Origin of the sequence: Actinomyces israelii (assembly GCF_030253495.1) — a bacterium.
In the GTDB taxonomy this organism is placed as follows: Bacteria; Actinomycetota; Actinomycetes; order Actinomycetales; family Actinomycetaceae; genus Actinomyces; species Actinomyces israelii.
Window position 1 is genome coordinate 708383 of sequence record NZ_CP124548.1, and the last position, 22785, is coordinate 731167.

General features: G+C 71.2%; 22 protein-coding genes. 10 read left to right on the top strand and 12 right to left on the bottom strand.

Annotation, left to right across the window (positions count from 1 at the left end):
- Nucleotides 1-88 precede the first annotated feature (88 nt).
- On the top strand, nt 89-3913 hold the full coding sequence (mfd, locus tag AIF0345_RS02755; protein ID WP_285297074.1) for a transcription-repair coupling factor: 3825 nt from the start codon (nt 89-91) through the stop codon (nt 3911-3913).
- Between the two features lie 693 nt (nt 3914-4606).
- On the opposite strand, the gene AIF0345_RS02760 is transcribed toward mfd, so the two are convergent.
- From AIF0345_RS02760 to AIF0345_RS02785, 6 genes are read right to left on the bottom strand one after another with little or no spacing between them, the layout of a single operon-like run.
- Nucleotides 4607-4942 (bottom strand): DUF2283 domain-containing protein, encoded by a 336-nt coding sequence (locus tag AIF0345_RS02760; protein WP_043564350.1) that lies wholly within the window; start codon nt 4940-4942, stop codon nt 4607-4609.
- Nucleotides 4943-4985: 43 nt separating this feature from the next.
- Nucleotides 4986-5234, bottom strand: coding sequence for a DUF4258 domain-containing protein (locus tag AIF0345_RS02765; RefSeq protein ID WP_285297075.1), 249 nt, complete (start codon nt 5232-5234; stop codon nt 4986-4988).
- 3 nt (nt 5235-5237) lie between these two features.
- Complete coding sequence (locus AIF0345_RS02770) at nt 5238-5657, bottom strand: DUF6941 family protein (RefSeq protein ID WP_285297076.1); 420 nt, start codon at nt 5655-5657, stop codon at nt 5238-5240.
- Nucleotides 5658-5709: 52 nt separating this feature from the next.
- Nucleotides 5710-6678: an arsenic resistance protein gene (locus tag AIF0345_RS02775; RefSeq protein ID WP_404975968.1), complete on the bottom strand. Its 969-nt coding sequence runs from the start codon at nt 6676-6678 to the stop codon at nt 5710-5712.
- Nucleotides 6675-7133, bottom strand: coding sequence for a hypothetical protein (locus tag AIF0345_RS02780; RefSeq protein ID WP_285297078.1), 459 nt, complete (start codon nt 7131-7133; stop codon nt 6675-6677). Before AIF0345_RS02780 ends, AIF0345_RS02775 begins: the two co-directional genes overlap by 4 nt.
- On the bottom strand, nt 7130-7816 hold the full coding sequence (locus tag AIF0345_RS02785) for a TetR/AcrR family transcriptional regulator (RefSeq protein ID WP_285297079.1): 687 nt from the start codon (nt 7814-7816) through the stop codon (nt 7130-7132). Before AIF0345_RS02785 ends, AIF0345_RS02780 begins: the two co-directional genes overlap by 4 nt.
- Nucleotides 7817-7902: 86 nt before the next feature.
- Here AIF0345_RS02785 and AIF0345_RS02790 point away from each other — a divergent pair, with 86 nt between their 5' ends.
- A complete protein-coding gene (locus AIF0345_RS02790) occupies nt 7903-8574 on the top strand; it encodes a helix-turn-helix transcriptional regulator (protein ID WP_285297080.1) in 672 nt (223 codons plus the stop codon).
- Between the two features lie 160 nt (nt 8575-8734).
- Here AIF0345_RS02790 and AIF0345_RS02795 read toward each other — a convergent pair whose 3' ends face one another.
- Genes AIF0345_RS02795 through AIF0345_RS02805 form a run of 3 tightly spaced genes read right to left on the bottom strand, consistent with a single transcriptional unit; the run spans nt 8735 to nt 11451 of the window.
- Complete coding sequence (locus AIF0345_RS02795; protein WP_268918435.1) at nt 8735-9412, bottom strand: ABC transporter ATP-binding protein; 678 nt, start codon at nt 9410-9412, stop codon at nt 8735-8737.
- Nucleotides 9413-9451: 39 nt separating this feature from the next.
- Nucleotides 9452-10567 carry a hypothetical protein gene (locus tag AIF0345_RS02800; RefSeq protein WP_268918436.1) on the bottom strand — a complete coding sequence of 372 codons (1116 nt, stop codon included), beginning with the start codon at nt 10565-10567 and terminating at the stop codon, nt 9452-9454.
- A complete protein-coding gene (locus AIF0345_RS02805) occupies nt 10564-11451 on the bottom strand; it encodes a hypothetical protein (RefSeq protein ID WP_268918437.1) in 888 nt (295 codons plus the stop codon). Before AIF0345_RS02805 ends, AIF0345_RS02800 begins: the two co-directional genes overlap by 4 nt.
- A gap of 1101 nt (nt 11452-12552) precedes the next feature.
- Between AIF0345_RS02805 and AIF0345_RS02810 the strand changes: the two genes are divergently transcribed.
- From AIF0345_RS02810 to pth, 8 genes are all read left to right on the top strand, one after another.
- Nucleotides 12553-13134: a hypothetical protein gene (locus tag AIF0345_RS02810; protein ID WP_043564335.1), complete on the top strand. Its 582-nt coding sequence runs from the start codon at nt 12553-12555 to the stop codon at nt 13132-13134.
- A gap of 177 nt (nt 13135-13311) precedes the next feature.
- Nucleotides 13312-14598: a phosphopyruvate hydratase gene (eno, locus tag AIF0345_RS02815; RefSeq protein WP_043564333.1), complete on the top strand. Its 1287-nt coding sequence runs from the start codon at nt 13312-13314 to the stop codon at nt 14596-14598.
- 269 nt (nt 14599-14867) lie between these two features.
- On the top strand, nt 14868-15590 hold the full coding sequence (locus tag AIF0345_RS02820; protein WP_268918214.1) for an FtsB family cell division protein: 723 nt from the start codon (nt 14868-14870) through the stop codon (nt 15588-15590).
- Nucleotides 15587-16105 (top strand): DUF501 domain-containing protein, encoded by a 519-nt coding sequence (locus AIF0345_RS02825; protein ID WP_285297081.1) that lies wholly within the window; start codon nt 15587-15589, stop codon nt 16103-16105. Before AIF0345_RS02820 ends, AIF0345_RS02825 begins: the two co-directional genes overlap by 4 nt.
- Nucleotides 16106-16147: 42 nt before the next feature.
- A complete protein-coding gene (locus tag AIF0345_RS02830) occupies nt 16148-17128 on the top strand; it encodes a Ppx/GppA phosphatase family protein (RefSeq protein ID WP_285297082.1) in 981 nt (326 codons plus the stop codon).
- Nucleotides 17125-18012: a type I 3-dehydroquinate dehydratase gene (locus AIF0345_RS02835; RefSeq protein WP_285297084.1), complete on the top strand. Its 888-nt coding sequence runs from the start codon at nt 17125-17127 to the stop codon at nt 18010-18012. Before AIF0345_RS02830 ends, AIF0345_RS02835 begins: the two co-directional genes overlap by 4 nt.
- A 173-nt stretch (nt 18013-18185) precedes the next feature.
- Complete coding sequence (locus AIF0345_RS02840) at nt 18186-18797, top strand: 50S ribosomal protein L25/general stress protein Ctc (RefSeq protein ID WP_043563854.1); 612 nt, start codon at nt 18186-18188, stop codon at nt 18795-18797.
- Between the two features lie 30 nt (nt 18798-18827).
- The gene (gene pth / locus AIF0345_RS02845; protein WP_268918218.1) at nt 18828-19424 is read left to right on the top strand and encodes an aminoacyl-tRNA hydrolase; all 597 of its coding nucleotides are present in this window, start codon (nt 18828-18830) and stop codon (nt 19422-19424) included.
- Nucleotides 19425-19458: 34 nt separating this feature from the next.
- Here the strand turns inward: pth and AIF0345_RS02850 are convergent, their stop codons facing one another.
- The 3 genes from AIF0345_RS02850 to AIF0345_RS02860 all read right to left on the bottom strand — a co-directional run bounded on the left by AIF0345_RS02850 (nt 19459) and on the right by AIF0345_RS02860 (nt 22746).
- Nucleotides 19459-20154 carry a response regulator gene (locus tag AIF0345_RS02850; protein WP_043563843.1) on the bottom strand — a complete coding sequence of 232 codons (696 nt, stop codon included), beginning with the start codon at nt 20152-20154 and terminating at the stop codon, nt 19459-19461.
- Nucleotides 20151-21692, bottom strand: coding sequence for a sensor histidine kinase (locus AIF0345_RS02855; protein WP_285297085.1), 1542 nt, complete (start codon nt 21690-21692; stop codon nt 20151-20153). The genes AIF0345_RS02850 and AIF0345_RS02855 overlap by 4 nt, the downstream gene beginning before the upstream one ends.
- 175 nt (nt 21693-21867) lie before the next feature.
- Nucleotides 21868-22746, bottom strand: a complete 879-nt coding sequence (locus AIF0345_RS02860) for an ABC transporter permease (protein WP_273166855.1) — start codon at nt 22744-22746, stop codon at nt 21868-21870.
- Nucleotides 22747-22785: the final 39 nt, after the last annotated feature.

The window sequence follows — 22785 nt, forward strand, 5'->3', positions numbered from 1 at the left end:
GGCTCGATCTCGGCGAAGGGGGTGGCGGGCGCGCGGCCCGCCCCGCGGCCCTGCACCCCTGCTGAAACCAACCACTAAACTGCACGCCGTGCGTCTGACCGCCCTCCTTCCCCCGCTGCTCGCCGACCCGACGATCGCCGACCTCGTCGCCGCTGCCGGCAGCCGCTCCCGCACCGACCGCACCGTCGTCGTCGCACCGGGCGCGCGACCCGCCGTCCTGGCCGCCATGGCGCTGGGAGCCTCCGGCATCGCCCGCGCCACCGGCTCGGCCCCGTCCCGCGCGGAGCCCGCCGCCGCGGTCACCGACGACGGCACCCCGCTGCTCGTCGTCACCGCCACCGGGCGGCAGGCCGAGGAGACCGCCGCCGCCCTGACCTGCTACCTGCCCGCCACCGACGTCGCCGTCTTCCCCGCCTGGGAGACCCTGCCCCACGAGCGGCTCTCCCCGCGTGCCGACACCGTCGCCACCCGCCTGGCGGTCCTGCGCCGTCTGGCCCACCCCGAGGACGGGCAGGCCGATAATCCTGTGTCTTCCGGGGTGCCGGACCCTGCGTCTTCCGGGGTGCCGGACCCTGCGTCTTCCGGGGTGCCGGACCCGCAGCGCGGCCCCATCCGCGTCCTCGTCGTCCCTGTGCGCGCCCTCCTGGCGCCCGTCATCGACGGGCTCGGCGAGCTCGAGCCCGTCCACCTCGCCAAGGGCCTGGAGGCCGGTCTGGAGGCCACCGCCGAGCGCCTGGCCGCAGCCGCCTACACGCGCGTGGACATGGTGGAGAACCGTGGCGAGTTCGCGGTGCGCGGCGGCATCCTCGACGTCTTCCCGCCCACCTGCGCCCGGCCCGTGCGCGTGGACTTCTTCGGCGACGAGATCGAGTCCGTCTCCACCTTCGCCGTGGCCGACCAGCGCACCATCGAGGAGATCGGTGCCGTCACCGCCACCGCCTGCCGCGAGATCGTCCTGACCGACGCCGTGCGCGAGCGCGCCCGCGCCCTGACCGGCGTCATCCCCGGCGCCGCCGACATGCTGGAGCGGATCGCCGCCGGGATCCCGGTGGAGGGCATGGAGTCCCTGGCCCCCGTCCTGGTGCCCCGCATGGTGCCGCTGCTCGACCTGGTCGGCGACCGCCTCGTCGTCGGCCTGGAGCCCGAGCGGCTGCGCAGGCGCGCCGAGGACCTCGTGGCCACCACCGCCGAGTTCCTCGCCGCGGCCTGGACGTCGGCCGCCTCCGGCGGCACCGCCCCCATCGACCTGTCCGCCGCCGCCTTCGCCCACCTCGCCGAGGCCCGCGCCCTGGCCCTGTCCACCAACCACGGCTGGTGGTCCCTGCCCTCCTTCGCCCCCTCGCCCGACGCCGCCGAGCTGCCGCTGCGCGACCCCAAGGGCTACCGCGGCCGCCTGGAGGAGGCTGTGGCCGACCTGGGGGCGCTGGCGCGCGAGCGCTGGAGCGTCGTCGTCGCCACTGACGGCCCCGGCCCCGGGCGCCGCATGGCCCAGCTGCTCGCCGACGGCGGCGTGCCCGCACGCATCGTCACCCAGCTCGACGAGCCCGCCGACCTGGGCCGCGCCGCAGGAGCCGCCGACGCCGATGCCGACGCTTCCACCGCCACCGGCGACGGGGTCGTCCGCGTCACCCAGGCCGCCGCCGGCCACGGCTTCGTCGCCGAGGGCCTGCGCCTGGCTCTCATCGCCGAGTCCGACCTCACCGGCCGCGCCGGGTCGGGCCCGCGCGAGCGCAAGGCCGTCCCCGCCCGCCGCTCCCGCAGGAGCGTCGACCCGCTGTCCCTGCACCCCGGCGACCTCGTCGTCCACGCCCAGCACGGCATCGGCCGCTTCGTCGAGCTCATGCGCCGCAGCGTCGGATCGGCCAGGAGCGCGGCCAATCCAGCAACCCGCGAGTACGTCGTCATCGAGTACGCCCCCTCCAGGCGCGGCCGGCCCGGCGACCGCCTCCTGGTGCCCACCGACTCCCTGGACCAGGTGACCAAGTACATCGGCGGAGACTCCCCCGCCCTGAACAAGATGGGCGGGGCCGACTGGGCGCGCACCAAGTCCAGGGCCCGCAAGGCCGTGCGCGAGATCGCCGGCGAGCTCGTGCGCCTCTATGCCGCCCGGTCCGCCACCACCGGCCACGCCTTCGGGCCCGACACCCCCTGGCAGGCCGAGCTGGAGGAGGCCTTCCCCTACACCGAGACCCCCGACCAGCTCGCCACCATCGACGACGTCAAGCGCGACATGGAGGCCTCCCAGCCCATGGACCGCCTCATCTGCGGCGACGTCGGCTACGGCAAGACCGAGATCGCCGTGCGCGCCGCCTTCAAGGCCGTGGCCGAGGGCAAGCAGGTCGCCGTGCTCGTGCCCACCACCCTGCTGGTGACCCAGCACGCCGAGACCTTCACCGAGCGCTACGCCGGGTTCCCCGTGCGCGTCGCCCGGCTCTCCCGCTTCCAGTCCGACGCCGAGTCCGCCAGGGTCCTGGCCGGGCTGGCCGACGGCACCATCGACGTCGTGGTCGGCACCCACCGCCTCATCACCGGCCGCATCCGATTCAAGGACCTGGGGCTGGTGGTCATCGACGAGGAGCAGCGCTTCGGGGTGGAGCACAAGGAGACCCTCAAGGCGCTGCGCACCGACGTCGACGTCCTGGCCATGTCCGCCACCCCCATCCCCCGCACCCTGGAGATGGCGGTGACCGGTCTGCGGGAGATGTCCACCCTGGCCACCCCGCCCGAGGACCGCCACCCCATCCTCACCTACGTCGGCGCCTACGAGACCAGGCAGGTCGGCGCCGCCATCCGCCGCGAGCTGCTGAGGGACGGCCAGGTCTTCTACGTCCACAACCGGGTGGAGGACATCGACGCCGTCGCCGCCCGCCTGGCCGAGCTCGTGCCCGAGGCGAGGGTCGCCACCGCCCACGGCCAGATGAGCGAGTCACGCCTGGAGAGGGTCATCGACGACTTCTGGCACAAGGAGATCGACGTCCTGGTGTGCACCACCATTGTCGAGACCGGCCTGGACGTGTCCAACGCCAACACCCTCATCGTGGACCGGGCCGACCGCATGGGCCTGTCCCAGCTCCACCAGCTGCGCGGGCGCGTGGGGCGCGGGCGGGAGCGGGCCTACGCCTACTTCCTCTACCCCGCCGACAAGCCGCTGACCGAGACCTCGCTGGAGCGGCTGCGCACCATCGCCTCCAACACCGACCTGGGGGCCGGCATGCAGGTGGCCATGAAGGACCTTGAGATCCGGGGCGCCGGGAACCTGCTGGGCGGAGAGCAGTCCGGGCACATCGCCGGGGTCGGCTTCGACCTGTACGTGCGCATGGTCTCCGAGGCCGTGGCCGCCTACAAGAAGGCCCTCAAGGTCGGCGGGGCCGGCGGGGCCGCGGGCTCCGGGGACGACGCCGAGGCCGGGATCGATGACGACCTGCGCGTCGAGCTGCCCGTGGACGCCACCATCCCGGAGGACTACGTGCCTCACGAGCGGCTGCGCCTGGAGGCCTACACCAAGTTCGCTGCCGCCCGCAGCGAGAACGACGTGCGCGACATCCTGGAAGAGCTCACCGACCGCTACGGGCCGGTGCCCGAGGCCACGGCGCGCCTGGCGGCCCTGGCGCGGCTGCGGGCGCTCGCGGCCCACCTGGGGGTGCGCGAGGTCGTCGCCCAGGGCAAGTCGATCCGCTTCGCCCCGGTCGGCCTGCCCGAGTCGGCGCGCATGAAGGTCACCCGCCTCTACCCGGGCACCATCCTCAAGCCCGCCACCCGGACGATCGTCGTCCCCGCGCCGGGCACCGCCCGCATGGGCGGGGGGCCGATCGAGGGCGAGGAGCTGCTGCGCTGGGCCGAGGTGCTCCTGCGCGCCGTCGTCGCCGGGGACAAGGACTACGAGGTCGAGGCCACCAGGTACCGGCGGCGGTGAGGCCGGGCCGGGCGGTGCCCGAAGCGGTTGGCGCTGTCGAGGCGGCGATTTTACTGCTCCACCGAGATCGGTCGTATTCCGCGCCGAGATCGGTCCGCTTCCGGCTCGAGACCGGTCCGCTTCCGCGCCGAGATCGATCCGCTAAGCGCCCTGCCCGTCGAACAGGGGTGGTTCGCACATGGGAGAAAGGGGGCCTGACGGGACGGATGCTGGTTTTCGTTGAGGCTCCGCGGTTCTGCTCGGATCATCAAGGTTGGTTGACGCGCTCCCATGTGCGCACAGGGGGGTCTGTGCACATGGGAGCGCGTCGACTCATCTCGACTGATATCTAAAAACCGCGGAATCACGCGGAAAGCAGGTACCCGTGCCGGCAAGTCCCTTCCCTCCCATGTGCAACTTCCTCCCCGTGGCCGGCCGGCGCCCCGTTCCGCACCCCCATCCGCCCCGCACGCCTCGGGCAACGTCTTACCGCCTGTGCCCTTCTCAGCCTATCGGTCCTGCTGACCGGGTACCGGCGCCCGTCTCGCGAGAGCCGGCCAAGACAGCTCCTGCCGTCCAGTCCTCCAGCCCCGGGAGGGGGCTGACAGGCGGGCGACCGGGCGGAGCACGCCGGAACGTGAACGTATCTTCGCGTTGCAGACCACCGTTGATGTCGGGCGTGCCGCATCTGGCCCGGCTGCTGTTGATTGTGGGTCAGACAGTGGCGAGCCTCGAGGGGTCGAGGGTGCGTGCGGCAATCGTCGAGTCCGGAGCCGAGCGGAGCGTGAACCGGAGGGAGTACCTCAGGTTCGGCAGGAGCTTGACGAGGTAGGGCTCATCGCTGGAATGGATGTGTAGCTGGCGGCACAAGTCAGTGAGAGGGAGCTGCGCGTTGAGATCGAGGATCTCGATGCCGACGGCGACGCCGTACTCGTTGAGATCGACGAGAACGTCGTCCGAGAACTCCTCGGTTCGAGTAACGGGACAGTCCGAGAGCGCGATGTAGCAGGCTCCGACCGACGTATCGACGGTGATCGTGCGACTCTTCATCTTGGTCGTCTCCTTCGCGGGGACTCCACCATAGACCGCCCTCTCAGGACTGCGAGCGGTAGTAGCACGTGACGATTGTGACACACCCGGTGGGGCTGGGAGGATCGGAGGCGATGACGACGGGCTGAGTCCCGTCCTTGTGCGGGCGTCCGACGTACTTGCGCTTGCCCGGCCCATCGGCGGGCATCTGGCTGGCCGGATCGTTGACGGCGTCCTCTATCCGGGAGGTGTCGATGCCGCGTTGGCGTGCCCGCTCCAGGGCGTGCCAGGACATCGAGACGGAGATCGCCACAGCTCACTCCTCGTCCTGAGGACGGAGTACCTCGAACTTGAGGGTGCGGTCAACACCGTCAGTCTCATCAAGGTCGACCTCGACGGTGTAGGTTCCTTCCTCCAAGACGGGAAGGTTGACCTGGACGGCGAAGACGATGCCTCGCCGATGCTTGTCGTACGGATGATTTGCCTTCTCAGAAGCATCCAGCGCGTTGACGGCCTCGATGGTCGTCGGCTCCGCTCCTGGGGAGGTGATCCTCAGCGTCACGTTGATCGTGTTCCGATCGGGCTCGTCGCATCGGATGCGGCCTGCGACCCCCAGAAGCGCAAAGGTCGGATACTCGGTGACGACCATCCGGGTGAATGATGCCCCCACAACAGTGAGTGTATCGTCCTGGATAGTGGCGAAATCGGCCAAGAACGCGTAGTCGAGCTCAAGCATGTTCTATATCGTAACGATGCCGGTGCGGCGGCAGGGGCCTTTGGTTCCCGGCCTACGGGTCGCGGATGAGGCGGGGCAGCAGCCGCGCATAGACCACCATGACGAGGAGCTCCACGAGCGTCTGGGTGACGACGACGATCGGCGCCAGGGCGTCCGGGAGCGCGAGCGCCAGGGGCAGGACCACCAGGGAGTTGCGGGTGGTGCCGGAGAAGGCCAGGGCCAGGCGGGACCCCGCGTCCTGACGCGCCAGGCGCCCGACGGCGTTCCCCACCGCCGGCATGATCGCGGCGAAGAGAAGGTAGAGCGGGATGACGCGCACGAGAGTGCCCAGGTGGGAGGCGACCGCGGAGATCTGAGAGGCGACGACCACGGCCAGGGTGAACATCATGAGTGGGACCATGAGCGCCGTCGTCCCCCTCTCGACCCGGGCCGCCAGGCGGTGGCGGGCCGAGGCTCGCTGGGTGAGGGCCGACAGCCCCAGTGGCAGGGCGATCATGAGGACGAAGGCCGCTGCGAATGGCCGCCGGCTGACGGACGCGACCCCGGGGCCCGCGAGGACGACCAGCCACACCGGCAGGAGGAGGGTCTGGGCGAGCATGAGCACCGGGGAGGCCGCCAGGATGCGCTCCCAGGCGCCGCCCGCGATCCGGGTGAAGACCATGACGTAGTCGACGCAGGGCGCCAGGAGGACGAGCAGGAGTCCTGTAAGAAGGGCGGGGGAGTCGGCGACCCGGCGGGACAGGACCGCCACCAGCAGCGGCGCCAGGATGAAGTTGACGACCAGGAGCGCCGCCACGAAACGGGCGCCGGTGAGGGCGGCGCGCAGACGCGTCAGGGGCACGCCGAGGAAGGTCGCGTACAGCAGTGCGACCAGGACCGGGTTGATGACGGGCTCAAGGGCGCCCGCGGCCGCCGGCAGAGCCAGCCCCGTCGTCGCCCCGAGCGCCAGGGCCGCAAGGTAGAGGGGCGCCTGATGGCGCTCCATCCATGCGACCGCACCCGCCGCCCCGCGTCCGCTCACGGTCGAACCGTACCGCCGCCGTCGGCCCGGGCCTCGGGGGCCGGGCGCCCGCGACCGGTTATGAGCAGGGGCAGCAGCAGGCCCGCCATGACCAGGGTGCTCAGACGGTTCTTCAGCAGGTCCTCGCCCGGCGACGCGGCGGGCCACCCGTAGCCCAGGACGGTGACGAAGACCAGGAAGCCGAGCATCGCCCAGGCGGAGAGGGTGGCGGTGCGCCTGCGCAGCATGCCGGCGCCGCAGGCGATCTCGAACAGGCCCAGGGTGATGGTGAGCTGGCCGATGTTCGGCATGACGAAGGAGCGCCACAGGTCGCTCAGCCAGGGCAGCAGCGCGGTGTCGGCGAAGGCCGCATAGCTGTCTGGCATCAGCCTGCCGAAGAGGAAGTGGCAGACGCCCCCGCCGATGAAGGCCGCCGCGTACAGCGCCCTGATCGTCCTGCGGTACAGCCGCATCATGCCTCCCTCAGGTGGGTGCGCCGGAAGTGCCGGATGTGGCCGGCCAGGAGGGCGTCGGCCCGTCGCTCGTCGCTCTCCGCGAGCCCGATGAGCAGGTGGACCGGCCCGAAGAACGCCAGGGCGACCTGCTCGGGGTCCAGGCCCTCGCGGAAGTCGTCGGTGGCGAGCAGGGAGCGGAAGAGGTCGGTCTGGAGGGCCAGGGGCCGGGCGATGAAGTAGTCGTGGTAGCGGGCGGCGGCGTCGGCCTCGCGGTACTGCTCGACGGTCAGGAGGCGACGCAGGAGCGCGAGCTGGGGGTCGTGGAGGACGACGTCGAGCATGCCGCGCGCGATCGCCAGCAGCGACTCCTCGCTCGCGGCCTCGTAGGCGGCGGCTGCGTCGGCGCCCGCGGCGGTGGTCGTGCCGAGGTCGGCGGCCGCCGCGCCCAGGCGCTCGTCGGCCCGCTCGATGAGGGCGTCGAGGATGGCCTGCTTGGAGGAGAAGTGCTTGTAGACCGAGCTCTCCCGGATGCCGACCGCCCCGGCGAGGTCGCGGATCGAGGTGCCGCCGAACCCCTTGCGGGAGAACTGGTCGAGGGCGGCGTCCAGCAGGGCCTCGCGGGTGTCCCGGGAGGCGCGGCGCGCGCGGGAGGCCGTGCGGCGGGGTCGGGAGCCCTCGGCGGCTAACGATCGTTCGCCTCTCATGGTGGGAGGGTAGCACGCCCGCGTCTGCCGCCATCCGCGGAGCCCGCTGCTCCCACAGCGGTCCGCTGGGCGGTAGCCTGCTTGCCATGAGTGTGCTCAGTCTGGGTGTCGTGGATTACGACCCGCTCGTGCTCTACGCCCTGCGGGACCTGGTGCAGCGCTCGTCGGAGAGGATCCGCCTGCTGTGGTCGGTGCGCAGCCGCCGGGCGGCTCTTCACCATCTTGCCGCGGACGAGCCGACGCCCGACGTGATCCTGGTCGATACCGTGTCCGATCGCTCGGAGGAATCCGCTCCGCTGGAGGAGAAGGCGTCTCAGGCCGGAGCGGCGGTTGTCGCAATGTCCGCCTCCGGTGCGTTGGACCGCCAGGCGCCGCGCTCCGAGGATGGGGATGAGCCCCGGGCCGTAGTGCCCAAGGCGGCGCTGCTGCTGGGCGGAGGGGCGATACGGCAGGCGCTGCGGCGTGCGGCTGCGATGCCGGCGCCATCAAAGGAGACCGATGACGGCGACGGCGGGGCTGCGGAGGCGCTGGGGGCTGCCGACTCTTCTGTGGCGAGGCCCCTCAGCGCCCTTCTCAGCGACAGGGAGCGCCGCGCGATTGATCTGTACGCGCAGGGAATGACGACTCAGTCAGTGGCTCATCGGATGTCCGTGTCGGAGACCACGGTGAAGACCTATGCGCGCCGGGCCTACAAGAAGCTCGGGGTCGGCTCCCGCGCGGAGGCGGTGGCGGTGCTCGCCCGTCGGGGCGTCATATGACTACCCGCGCCTCCGGGGCGGTCTGCCTGCGGGCGTGCGGGCGTGCGGGCGTGCGGCGCCCCCGTCGAGATAGACATTTTCGTACGAGGTAGACGGTGACACCGCCGATCTCGTACGAAAATGTCTATCTCGACGGACGAGGATGCGCCGGGGCGCGCCTTCAAGCCGTCAGGCTCCCGTCGGTCATGGTCAGCACGCGGTCGCAGCCGCTCGCGACCCGGGGGTCGTGCGTGGCGATGACCAGGCAGCCGCCGGCCCGACGCGCCTGCGAGACAAGCAGCGACGTGATGTCCTGGGCGGTCTGCGAGTCCAGCGAGGCGGTCGGCTCATCGGCGAGTATGCATCGCGGATGATTGACCAGCGCCCGCGCCACGGCCACCCGCTGACGCTCCCCTCCGGACAGCTGCGACGGCCTCTGGGTGCCGGCCCACTCGATCCCGACGTCGGACAGCGCCTTTCTCGCCCGCTCTTTCCTCTCTCGCCGGCCGACGCGCGGGCGGGCGTACTCCAGGGGGAGCGAGACGTTCGCCAGCGCGGTCAAATGATCGACGACGGCGTAGTCCTGCGGGATCATGCCGATCAGACGGTTCCGGGCGCGCGCTCTGGGCGTGCGCCCAGTCGGCGCGCGCCCGGAGTCGATGAGCAGGGTGCCGCCGTCGGGCCGGATCGTCAGCCCGAGAACGCCGAGCAGGGTGGACTTCCCGCACCCTGACGGCCCCATGACCGCCACCGACTCGCCCTCATCCACCGACAGCGACGCGGAGCGCAGCGCGTGCACGGTGCTCCGGCCGCGACGGTAGTCGACGCTGATGTCATGCAGCTCGAGGACATGCGCCATAGCGCTTCTTTCATCATGTTGCCGTTCAAGGTTGCTCATTCATCTGTCTCTTCGCCGTCTGCTGCCAGTGCTGGAGAAGGTCCTGGATATCCTGCGCGTCGTCTGCGCCAAGAGTGCGAGGTAGATCACTAGCAGTGCGACCTCGGCTGCGGCCGCGGCGGTTGTGATCGGCGGCCCCGCAAGGGAGAAGAAGAGGATTGCGCATGTCGGCAGCACGAGCATGGTGGAGGCAAGGAAGACGGCGACCCGCACGCGTATCTCGGCGGTGGTGGCGCCGTACTGGTGGCGGAGGAGAAACTCTGCCCTCTCCTGGCGGAGCGTTGACCTGACCGAAGTGCTGTACGCGAACAGGATGAGCACGGTCAGCGCCAGCAGGCTGAGCCCGTACAGTCCGGCCCTGGTCATAATGTCCCTGTAGCGCTCCGGCTGGTCGGCGGCGATGCGGTGGGGGACGAGAGCGAGGTACTCATCTTCGTTATCGATATCATACAAAAACTGTACGACGTCTTCATCCGTGGGGGCGAACAGGACCGTTCTGGTCAAGGCTTCTTCCTGCTCCGTATCGTTCAGATGGTCGAGGCTGCTCGTAGGGAGGTTGATGAGGACCGTGGAACCCAGGTCGATTCCTGTGGCATTCGGATCAAAAAGCGTGGCCGTCGAGGGGGTGCGCGCTACAACGGGGACGGTCTGGCCGCCAATGTAGAGCGGACCGTCGAACTCGTTCTTAATGTTCTCTCCGACCATGGCGCACGGTGCCGGCGAGCATACCTCGACCCCGGAGACTGCTGCCTGCGCCGAGTCCCCGATGAGAATGACGGTGCGATTTCCTCCAGCGAAAGAGTGGTTCTCGATCTCCACATTGCCAAGGACCGCTGTGTACGCTGCACCGCTGTCGATCCTCTCACCGAGATTTTCCATAATGGCGGTGCTCGGGTCCATGGGCCTCAGGCTTGTATGATAATAAGTCGTGAATGTCACCGCATCGCGCTGGCGAAGGTTTCTGGCGCCGATAATGACTGATGTCTCCATAATAACATCTGACAGTGCCACGGTGAAGATCGCGCATACGGCGGTGACCATGAGCGCGACACCCACGGCGCTCCGTCGGTGACGCCACGCGGTTCGGAATCCTCCCGATATCTCTGTGCTGATCATGAGACGACTCGCTTGAGATAGGAGGGCAGGACGAGCGCAAAGGTCGCTTGTCGAGCGATCCACATGACTGTCCCGCCTGTGAGCGCCCCCAACATCACCACGACGAGTTCCCGGTTGCCGGGGGCGCTGACAGAGATGAGCGAGGTGGTTGCCAGCGCGACTCCTGAGCCGATCATGGTCCCGGCGAGGGCGGGAACCAGCTCTCGGGAGGCGTGGTCCCGGACCAGTTCCAGCCCGGTCGCGCCGACTAAGGCGCGCAATCGGATCTCCTCGCGCTGCTCGGGCAGTCTTAGGGCAAGAGACGCCATAACGCAGACGAGACCTAAGGATGCGAATATTGTTGAGATCGCGACAGGTGCGTCATGGACCAGTGAGGTCAGCAGTGGCGGTTGCTGCTTGACGCTTTGCAGGCGCGAGCCCTGCGCTTCCACTAGCTCGACGATGCGCGCTACTGCATCCGGGTCGGTTGTCCCCAAGTACATCGTTCCTGTGCCGAAAGGAGCGGCTCCGGGAGTCTCAACGAATTGGAGATTGCTGTTCGATGGCGTTAAGCCAGAAACCTCGACACTGCCGAGTACGTCGAGTCCCTGTGGCACGAGCGGCGCCCGCCCCGAGGATGCCCACGTTCTGTCCGAGTAGGATCCGGTAATGGTGTACACCCCGGGCTCTGGATCTACGGTACTGCTGGCGGCATCGAGTGAGTTGGTCCAACCGATCTTGTGGCCTGGGTCGAAGACCACGAGGGCCGGAGGGCCATCGCCATTCGAGACCTTGATCATACTGATGTCATTCTCGGAGAGGAATGTGCGCAACTCGCGTGCGGCGTCCGTCTGCTGCTCCTCAGTGACGGAGCGGCCGCTATTCATCAACGTGATTGTGGTCATTGGTCCGCTCATTCCGTAAGTGATCTCGGACCTGTTGTCTGTCCACCACATGAGTGCAATTGCGAGAAAAGCGACGAGAATCCCATAGGCGACAGCCAGAAGCCCGTCTATCGGGAGATCGTAAGTAAATTCAATCGACGAAACTATGTGGTTATTGCGATCTTGGGTGCGCTGGCGGTGCTTATGGCGTCGGTTCGCAGGCGTCGCAATAGACATCATAATATACAAGTTTGGTGCGGGGCTCTGCGCGCAAATTCAGGGCATTGGATCAGAAGTAATCAATGCTCCAGTGGTAGGAAGTGACGTAGTCGTCTCCCCATAGCGGCGAGTCCCACACCCAGTCGGTGCGCGAGTAGATATTGGAGTCGTTGGAGTCTGAGGCGGGGTCAGTGCATAGCCGGCCTGTGTTCAGGGTGGGACCGGCTGGGCGTGTGAAAGTGTGGCAGCCTTTCCACGCGTGAAGTCCGTCGTCATCGTATGAGGCCTGTATCTGGACATAGCCGTTCACCTTGGCTCCGAAGAATCCACTTTCCCAGGAGGTGCCGTAGTTCTGTCCATCGGCATATGCGGCTCCGGCTGTGGCTGCGGCTCCGATGATCGCGAGACCGGCTATCGCGCCGAGCGCCTTGGCTTTCTTCGTGGTCGTGCCTCCTCTGACTTTTCCGGGCAGTCGTTATAGGCTGGAAGCAGTTCGCTTACGAACTGACAAGCACTGCAATACGTCCATGTTATCTATAGTGTGACCCTGCTGGCGCTGTCGCAAGCGTCTACGGCCGGGGCCGACCGTTCGGACGACAAGCCGCCCGCCCCTTCGCGCGCCCCTTCGCTTGCCCGGTGCTCCCTTCGCCGAGATCGGTCGAGTTCCGTGTCGAGATCGGTTCACTTCCGCACCGAGATCGGTCGCGGCCGGTGCGGGCGGCCGGAGCAGGGCCGGCACGGGCATTCGGTGCAGGCGTCCGGCGCGGGCGCGAATGCGGGACGCGACGTCAGAAACCCCGGCCGCCGGGCTACCATGGACCCGGACCGCAGGTCCCGCCCGGAGGCTGTGACAGGCCTCCGGCAGTCCGCCGACACCCGCCAGCCCACGACAGGGAGCCCACAGTGACCCAGCCCGTTTCGCGCGCCGCACGTCTCCTCGCCGCAGCCGCCGCTGCGGCACTGGCCGCAGGGGCGCTCGCGGGGTGCTCCGACCACCCGGGCAAGGCGTACGTCGGAACCTACGCGGACGCCGGCGGCACGACCCACACCATCTCTGTGTCCGAGAGCGACGTCCAGACCGCGGCTGCAGAGCTCTCCAAGGTCCCGGGCATGAGCGCCGATGTGGTCCTGGCAAGCCTCGTCAACCTGCAGCCGCTTGAGGGGGTCGCCGAGGAGTACGGCCTCACCGTGACCGACGACGACGCCCAGGAGGCCATCGTCCAGACGGTCGCGGCTGCTTCTGGTCAGCCCGATGATCGCTCCTACTCCCGGGTCAGCATTGACGTCGCGCGCTCCGCGCTCATCAGTCAGGCGCTGAGCTCGGCGAATCGGAACCCTCAGCTCCAGCCCGCCGCGGAGGCCGCCAGGGCCGTGCAGGCGTCGCTGGCCGGCAAGGCCTCGCCGCGGTACACCCTCAAGCAGGGTGACTGGCTCGTCCCGAGCAGCGCCGCGGCTCCCACCCTGGGCGGCTCGCGCTCCTCCTGACGCCGTCGGGCGCCCTCTGGTGCCCGCCCACCGCGCCCGACGGCGTCGGCCTGGTGCTCGCCGGGCGTGAACAGTCCGGTAAATGGGGACCAACGCCCTCGAAGTCACGGACGGCGACCGGTAGGCTGAACCTTGCGTCCGGATCACCTCGATCGATCACAGAACAAGGAGCACCAAGTGGCCCTCATCGAGACAGTTAAAGCCCGCGAGATCCTCGACTCCCGTGGCAACCCGACCCTCGAGGTCGAGATCCTGCTTGAGGACGGCGCCTCCGCTCGCGCAGCCGTCCCCTCAGGCGCCTCCACCGGCGCCTTCGAGGCCGTCGAGCTGCGCGACGGCGACAAGTCCCGCTACGGCGGCAAGGGCGTCGAGAAGGCCGTCGCCAACGTCAACGACATTATCGCCCCCAAGGTCATCGGCTTCGACGCCGCCGACCAGCGCGGTCTCGACCGCCTCATGATCGAGCTCGACGGCACCCCCAACAAGGGCAAGCTCGGCGCCAACGCCATCCTCGGCGTCTCGCTGGCCGCTGCTCAGGCCTCCGCCGTCTCCGCCGATCTCAACCTCTTCCAGTACATCGGCGGCCCGAACGCCCACGTGCTGCCCGTCCCGATGATGAACATCATGAACGGCGGCTCCCACGCGGACTCCAACGTGGACATCCAGGAGTTCATGATCGCCCCCATCGGCGCCAGCACGTTCCGCGAGGCTCTGCGCATGGGCGCCGAGGTCTACCACACCCTCAAGGCCGTCGTGAAGGAGCGCGGCCTGTCCACCGGCCTGGGCGACGAGGGCGGCTTCGCCCCCAACCTCGACTCCAACCGCGAGGCCCTGGAGCTCATCGTCGAGGCCATTGAGAAGGCCGGCTACAAGCCCGGCAAGGACGTGGGCCTGGCCATGGACGTCGCCTCCAGCGAGTTCTTCGACGACAAGACCAAGACGTACAAGTTCGAGGGCGAGGCCCGCGACAACGACTACATGGTCAAGTACTACGAGCAGCTCATCAAGGACTTCCCGATCGTCTCCATCGAGGACCCCCTGTCCGAGGACGAGTGGGAGCACTGGAAGGCCCTCACCGAGGAGATCGGCGACAAGGTCCAGATCGTCGGCGACGACTTCTTCGTCACCAACCCCGAGCGCCTCGCCAAGGGCATCGGCATGGGCGCCGCCAACGCCCTGCTGGTCAAGGTCAACCAGATCGGCTCGCTGACCGAGACCCTCGAGGCCGTCGAGATGGCGCACCGCGCCGGCTACAAGACGATGACCTCGCACCGCTCCGGCGAGACCGAGGACGTCACCATCGCCGACCTCGCGGTGGCCACCAACTCCGGCCAGATCAAGACCGGCGCCCCGGCCCGCGGCGAGCGTATCAACAAGTACAACCAGCTCCTGCGCATCGAGGACGCCCTGGGTGAGGACGCCGTCTACGCCGGCGCCGCCGCCTTCCCGCGCTTCAAGGCCTGAGCCGGGGCTCTGCTCCGGCTCGGGGCGGGCACGGCGCTGGGTCGCAGCCTGAGCCGGGGCTCTGCTCCGGCTCGGGGCGGGCACGGCGCCCAAGCGGCGGTGTGCCCGAGGTCTGACTGGCAGCGCGCCCAGCGGGGTGCGGCGGAGATCTCCGCCGCACCCCGCCGTCGTCGTTTGTGAACGGAGTGCGCCGGCGGTACGCCCAGGGCGAGCGACCCGCCGACGCCGGTGCCCGGCCGCCCCCGGGACCAGGGGGCAGGATCAGCCCCATGACGCCGCGCCGACCCGCACCTGCTCGCCCGGGAGCCCGCCCCGGTGCGCGCCGCACCGCGCGCACCACGCCCAGGCAGGGCCCAGGACCGCAGGCAGCATCCTCCGATGCCGCCTCCCCCTCGAGCCCGGACCCGGCCGCCGACCCCGGCGAGGCCCCCGAGCGCAACACCGTGCGCATCGTCGGCACCGACGGGCTGGCCGCGCCCACCCACGCGATCAGCCTGGTCGTCGTCCTCCTGCTGGCCTTCGTCGTCACCTTCCCCTCGCTGCGCGGCTACCTGTCGCAGCGGGCCAGGTACGACGCCGTCGTCAGCGACATCGCCCGCGCGCAGGCGACATCCGCCGCCCTGGAGGAGGAGCTCGCCCTGTGGCAGGACGACGACTACGTCAAGTCCCGCGCCCGCGAGCGCCTGGCCTACGTCATGCCGGGGGAGACGACCTACGTCGTCGTCGGCGCGGACCGGTTCAAGGACGACACCGCTGCCGGGACCACCGGTGCGGGCTCCACGGAGCACCGCCCCTGGTACGACGTTGTGCGGGAGTCCGCGCGGGTGGCCGGCGGCACCGAGGCCGCCCCGACGGCGACGCCCACCGCCGAGCCCACCGAGCGGGGCCGCTCCACCCCGGCGCCTACCGCGCCCGCATCCTCCGGCGCTTCCGGGCCCGCCGACGCCGCGCCCGCGGGCGCCCCGACGCAGTCGTCGGGAGCGACCCCGTGACCCGGGACTCCCGCGCCGCGGCTCCCGAGGTCGCCGCGGCCGACCTGGACGCCCTGCGCGACCAGCTCGGCCGCGCGCCCCGGGGCGTGGTCGGCATCGCCGCGCGCTGCGTGTGCGGCCGCCCCGCCGTCGCGCGCACCGCGCCGCGTCTACCCGACGGCTCTCCCTTCCCCACGACCTACTATCTCACGCACCCCGCGGCGGTCAGGGGCTGCTCCACTCTTGAGGCCGAGCACCTCATGGAGGACTTCAACGGGCGCCTGGCGGCCGATGAGACGCTCGCTGCAGCCTACGCCGCCGCCCACGAGGACTACCTGGCCCGTCGAGCCGAGCTCGGCCGCCCCGAGGAGATCGACGGCGTCTCGGCCGGGGGCATGCCCACCCGGGTCAAGTGCCTGCACGCCCTGGTGGGGCACTCGCTGGCGGTCGGCCGCGGCATCAACCCGATCGGGGACCTCACCATCGCCGTCCTCATCGAGCGCGGTTTGTGGGATCCTGCTCAGTGCTCGTGCTGAACTCGCGCCGAGCGCCCCGAACCGACCCAGGAGCACCCGACCATGACACGCGTCGCCGCCGTCGACTGCGGCACCAACACGATCCGCCTGCTCGTCGCCGACCTGATCCGGGAGGAGACCGGGCGCCCCCGCCTGGAGCCGCTGCGCCGCCGCAACGAGATCGTCCGCCTCGGGCAGGGGGTGGACCGCACCGGCCTGCTCGACCCCGCCGCCCTGGAGCGCACGCTCGCCGTCGTGGAGGACTACGCCGCCGACTGCGCCGAGTTCGGCGTGGAACCGGGCCGGGCCGCCCGCCGCTTCGTGGCCACCTCCGCCACCCGCGACGCCCGCAACCGGGGGGACTTCGCGGCCGGCGTCCGTAGCCTGCTGGGGGTGGACCCCGAGGTGGTCTCCGGGCAGGAGGAGGCCCACCTGTCCTTCGCCGGCTCCCTGCTGGGCGCTCGGGGGGCCGACGGCGGGGCGCCGCGGCTCGTCGTCGACCTCGGGGGAGGCTCCACCGAGCTGGTCCTGGGCGTGGACGCCCCGGCCGCCGCCATCAGCCTGAACACCGGCAGCGTGCGCATCACCGAGCGCTACCTGGCCGACGGCGTCACCCCCGCGGCAGAGGCCGCCGCCCGCGCCGAGGTGCGCGGCCTGCTCGACCGCGCCGCCCAGGCCGTCGACCTGGCGGCCACCGGCCGCCTCGTGGGGCTGGCCGGCACCATCACCACCGTGACCGCCCACGCCCTGCCTCTGGCGGACTTCGACGCCGAGGCCATCGACGGCGCCGAGCTGGCCGTCGGGGCGGCCCTGGCGTCCTGCGACGCGATCGTGCACTCCACCGCCGCCGAGCGGGAGTCCTGGGCCTACCTGCGCCCGGGGCGCCGCGACGTCATCGCCGCCGGGGCGCTCGTGTGGAGCGAGGTGATCGGCCGTGTCGTGGCCGAGACGACCGCGGCGGGGCGTCCGCTGGCCACCGTCGTCACCAGCCTGCACGACATCCTCGACGGGATCGCCCTGTCGCTGGCGGTGCCGGTGCCGTGAGTCGTCTGAGTCGCCTGAGCCGCCTGCTCCCCGACGACGGGCGCGTCGCGGTCGCCGTGGCCACGACCGGGGCCACGGCCGCGGCCTGCCTGGCGCAGGGGCGCGCCGCCGCCGAGGCCGGGGCCGACGTCGTCGAGCTGCGCGCCGACCTGCTCGACGCCGGGGCGGGGGCACCGGCCCGGCCGGCCGCGCGGGACCTCGTCAGGCTCGGCGGCGCACTGGCGGGCGAGGCGGGCACGCCCGTGCTCCTGACCGTGCGGACCGCCGCAGAGGGCGGGGGAGCGCGGCTGGACGACGGCGCCTACCGGGAGCTCCTGCGGGCGCTCGCCGAAGGGCTCGCCGCCCTGCCCGAGGCGCGGCGCTCTGGTGCGGGCCGCCCCGAGGCGCGGCGGCCCGCGGCCCTCGACATCGAGCTCGCCCGGGGGCGGACGGCCGAGCTCGTCGCGCGGGCGCACGCGGCGGGCCTGGACGCGGTCGTCTCCTGCCACGACTTCGAGGCCACCCCGCGGGACGCCGTCATGCTGGGGCGCCTGCGCGCCATGGCCGAGGCGGGCGCGGACGCGGCCAAGCTCGCGGTCATGCCGCGCAGCGCGCACGACGTCGCGCGGCTGCTGGGCGTGACGGCGCGGGCGAGCGAGGAGCTGGACGTGCCCGTGGTGACCATGTCGATGGGGGCGCTCGGGGCGGTCAGCCGGGTGAGCGGCGCTGTGTTCGGCTCGGCCCTGACCTTCGCCACCGCCGGCGGCGCGTCCTCGGCCCCCGGGCAGCTGCCCATCGGCGAGGTGCGGGAGGTCCTGAGGCTGCTCGGCTCCCCCACTTCTCCCGCTCGGAGTACGACCGATCTCACCGGCGCCGGCCTCGCCGGGCCCGGGCTCCTCGCATAGACTCGCCGCGTTGCCCCGGCGAGGGACGCGCCCGGTGGCGCGCATCCGTGATCGACGTGGTGGTGCCGCACAGCGCCGCGCGCCGTCGCCCCGCGCCGGACCACCAGCCCGCGGGGCACCGCCCCGCCACAACCGCCGCGGGGCGCCGCCCCGCCCTGACCGAGGAGAACCCCATGGCCGACAACGCCATCACCCTCAAGGCCACCGTCCGCACCACCTTCGGCAAGGGATCCTCCCGCCGGGCCCGGCGCGCCGGCCAGGTCCCCGCCGTCGTCTACGGCCACGGCACCGACCCGCGCCACATCCTCCTGGACGAGCACGACACTCGTCTCGCCCTGCGCGGCACCGACAACGCGCTCATCGAGCTCGACATCGACGGCGAGAGCCTGCTGACCCTGACCAAGGAGGTCCAGCGCCACCCCATCCGCCCCGGCGTGCAGCACGTCGACTTCCTCCTGGTCAACCGCAACGAGCGCGTCGATGTCGAGATCCCCGTGAGCGTCGTCGGCGACGCCGTGCCCGGCACCATGCACATTATCGAGCTGCCCCACGTCGTCGTCTCCGCGCCGGCCGTCTCGATCCCCGAGTCTATCGAGGTCGATATCACCGGCATCGGGGCCGGCACCGCTGTGCGCGTGTCCGACCTGGTCCTGCCCGAGGGCGTCGAGGCCGTCACCGACGCCGAGGTCGACGTCGTCAACGTGGCCGCCGAGGCCGCCGTCGCGGACACGGCCCCTGCGGCCGACGCCGCCGAGGGCGAGGCTGCCGACGCGGCCGCGGAGTGACCTCCCGGCCCGGCACCTGAAGGAGCCCCCATGAGCGAGGCCTGGCTCGTCGTCGGGCTGGGGAACCCCGGGGACCGGTACGCCCGCAACCGCCACAACGTCGGCCACATGGTCATCGACGTCCTGGCCGGGCGCACCGGGTCCCGGCTGACCAGGCACAGGGCGCGCGCGCAGGCGGCCGAGGCGCGCCTGGGCGTCCTGCCCGGGGGCGCGCCCGGCCCCCGGGTGGTCCTCGCCGAGCCCGCCGGCTACATGAATGCCTCGGGCGGCCCGGTCGAGGCGCTCGTCCGCTTCTACGGCATCGACCCGGCCTCCCGGCTGCTCGTCATCCACGACGAGCTCGACCTGCCCGCCCACCAGCTGCGCCTCAAGCGCGGCGGCGGCGAGGGCGGGCACAACGGCCTGCGCTCGATCAGCCAGGCCCTGGCCACCAGGGACTACGCGCGCCTGCGCGTGGGGATCGGACGTCCCCCGGGCCGGCAGGACGCGGCCGACTTCGTCCTGTCCGACTTCCCGGCCCGGGGGCGGGACGCGCTCGCGGTCACGCTCGAGCAGGCGGCCGACGTCGTCGAGGACGTCGTCACCCGCGGCTTCGAGGGCGCCCAGCAGCGCCTTCACTCCGCCTGAGGCCGGTCGCGCGCGGGCCGGGCCGCCGGCCGCCTCAGGCCGCCATGAGGCCGGTCTCGTAGGCGACGACGACGGCCTGGACGCGGTCGCGCACGTCCAGCTTGGCCAGGATGTTGCCCACGTGCGTCTTGACGGTCGTGGCCGAGACGACCAGGTGGGCGGCGATCTCCGAGTTGCTCATGCCCTGGGCCATGAGCACGAGGATCTCCCGCTCGCGCGGCGTGAGCGAGGCGATCCGGGGGTCCTCGTCGACCTGCCGGCCGCCGCCGTCGGGCAGGTGGGAGGCGAACATCTCCAGCATGCGCCGCGTCACGCGGGGGGAGACGACGGCCTCGCCGCCGGCCACGGTGCGGATCGCCTCGGCCAGCTCGGCCGGCCGGGTGTCCTTGAGCAGGAAGCCGCTGGCGCCGGCGCGCAGGCCCGCGAAGGCGTACTCGTCCAGGTCGAAGGTCGTCAGGATGAGGATCTTCGTGCTGGGGCACTGGGCGGTGATGGCCGCCGTCGCGTCGATGCCGTTCACGCCGGGCATGCGCACGTCCATGAGGATGACGTCGGGGCGCAGTGCGCGCGCCTGGGCCAGGGCGGAGGCGCCGTCGGAGGCCTCGCCGACGACCTCGATGCCGTCTTCGGCGTCGAGAACCATGCGGAAGCCCATGCGCATGAGCGCCTGGTCGTCGGCCAGCACCACCGTGACCGGCGCGTCCCCGGGTCGGTCGGTGGAGGAGTTCACAGCGGAAGCTGCCACGGAGAGGTCCCTTCGTCGTCTTCGTCCCAGCGCAGGACGGCGCGCACGCGCCACCCCGTGGCGGTCGGCCCCGCCTGGACACTGCCACCATAGACGGCCGCGCGCTCCCGCATCCCGATCAGGCCCTTGCCCGACCCGTGCACGGGCCTGGACCCCGGGGCCGCGTCGTTGTCGACCGTGAGCACGGCCGTTCCCGCGTGGCGGTCCACGCGCACCGTGACCGCGCGCGTGGTGGGAGCGTAGCGCAGCACGTTGGTCAGCGACTCCTGGGCGATGCGGAACACGGTCAGCTGCAGGCCCTTGTCGTCGGGCAGCGGCCTGCCGTTCCACGTGTAGGCCACGGGCACCCCGGCCGCCTCGAATCGGGAGACGAGCGCCGCCAGGTCGGCCTGCTCGGGTGCGGGCGCCATGGGCGTGTCGCCCCGGGACGTGTCGGCCCGCGTGTCGGTGGCCTCGCGGCGCAGGTTTGCGATCTTCTCGGTGGGCTCGACGGGGGCGACGGTGCCCGGCGGCGCGAACTCGGGCACCGGCAGGTCTTTGATCACCGGCGTCGGGCGGGCGCCGACGGGTGAGTTCTTGCGGATCGGGCGACGAGGGAGCCCGCCGGACGGGGCTGGGCCGACCGGTGCCGGGGGCGGATGCGGGGACGCCTGCGTCGGCGGGGCCGGCGGCGCCGATGAGGCCTCGGGGTCGTCGCGCAGCACGCCGACCAGCCGGCGCGTGTCGGCCAGGGCGGAGCGCCCGGTCTCCGCGAGCGTCCCGAGCGCCTCCCTGGCCATGCCGGGGTTGCGGTCGATGGCCGCGGCGGCGCCGTCGGCCATGGTGATCATGACGGCCAGGGAGTGGGCGACGACGTCGTGCATCTCGCGGGCGATCCGGCTGCGCTCGTTGGCCGCCGCGAGGAGGGCCTCCTGCTCCCGGGCCAGCGCCAGCCGCGCCGAGCGCATCCTCATCTCGCTCAGCTGGACCTCCTGGGTCCGCATGATCATGCCGATCAGGGTGGCGATGACGCAGATGAGGCTGTAGAGGAGGTAGACGAACCACGCCTGGCTCGGGGGCGCGCCCTCCATCCAGACCCCGGCGATCGCGGGCGGCACCCCGGAGGCGAAGGCCGCCGCCCAGGTTCGGGCGACATGGTGCCGCATGGCCAGCGCCGTCAGGCACAGAGGGGTTCCGATCAGGCCGTAGGCGCTCAGGGAGTTCGCGATGATCGCGAAGGCGTCCGATCTGAAGCCGCAGACGGAGTAGATGATGACGTCGTGCAGCAGGGGGACGACGACGGTGGCCGCCCACGCCGTGGCCGGGCGGACGCGCCGTACGCACAGGGCGGCCGTGCACAGGACGGTCGCCGTGATCGTGACCGGCAGCCAGGACGCGGTGGAGGGCGGCCCCGCGGTCAGCGCGGGGACCAGCCCCAGGAGCGTGTCGAGGACGAGCACCATGGCCCCAAGGACGGAGTCGGACAGGATCCGGTGCCTGTTGTGCCAGCGCATGAGGCGCATGGCGGTGGGGGGCATGCTCATCGCCGTTGCTCCGTTCCGGCCCCGGGGCGGGTTGTCTGCGTGGTCCACGGGGTCATTGTGTCCTCAGGGCCTTGTGCGGTCGGCGGGCGCGCCGACGGCGCCCGGGGCGGTGTGCCCGTTGGGCGCCATCGGCGGGTCGGGTCCGTGAGCGGCGGGCGGCCGGGCGGGCCGGGGCTCAGGTGTCGCGCCTGGAGAAGACGGGCCAGCCGATCAGCATCGGGATGAGGGCCCAGGCTGCGAAGACGAGGATCGCGTGGCTGTGCTCGAGGAAGCTCGTGGCGCCGCCGGCCTGGGAGCCCCATGTCTGGGTGAGCTGGAAGGGGTCCGTGACGGCGCCGGCGACCCTGCCGGGCAGGAGGCCGATGATCTTGGTCGCCCACTCCCACTTCATGGCCATGAGACCCAGGGGGATCTCGATGACGAAGAGGAGCACGGTGACCACGGTGAGGGATCCGGCGGTGGAGCGAAGCAGGAACCCGAGCCCCAGGGTCATCAGGGCGATACCGGCGTAGGCCAGGCCCGAGCCCCAGAAGAAGCCGAGGTAGTGGGCGTCAGTCAGGGAACCCGCGTGCTCTCCCAGGAAGGGGGCGGAGATCGCCCAGGACAGGAGGGTGGACAGGCTCCCCAGGAGGAAGGCGACGAACGAGATCACGAGCGCCTTGGCCCACAGCAGGCGCCCGCGGTGGGGGACGGCCGCCAGCGAGGAGCGGATCTGCCCCGAGGAGTACTCCCCGGTGATCACCAGGGCGGCCAGGACCGCCACTACGATCTGTCCCAGAGTGGTGCCGGCGATAAGGGAGTAACGGGCGGTATCGGCGTACTCCGCGGTCTTGCCCATGCCGATGGTCAGCCCCGCCCCGATGAGGACGGAGGTGACGATGGCGATGGCGGAGGTGATCCAGGTCGAGCGCAGGGAGCGGATCTTGATCCACTCCGAGCCGACGGCGCGGGCGAAGGTCTGGCGGCCCTGGATGCGGGTGCGCAAGGGGCGGGCGGCGCCCTTGCCTTTGAGTGCGGCCGCGGGACTCGTGGCGGGGGGTGCGGCGGTTGTCATAATGAGGCCTTTTCGTGAGTGTGCGTGCGGAGTCTGGAG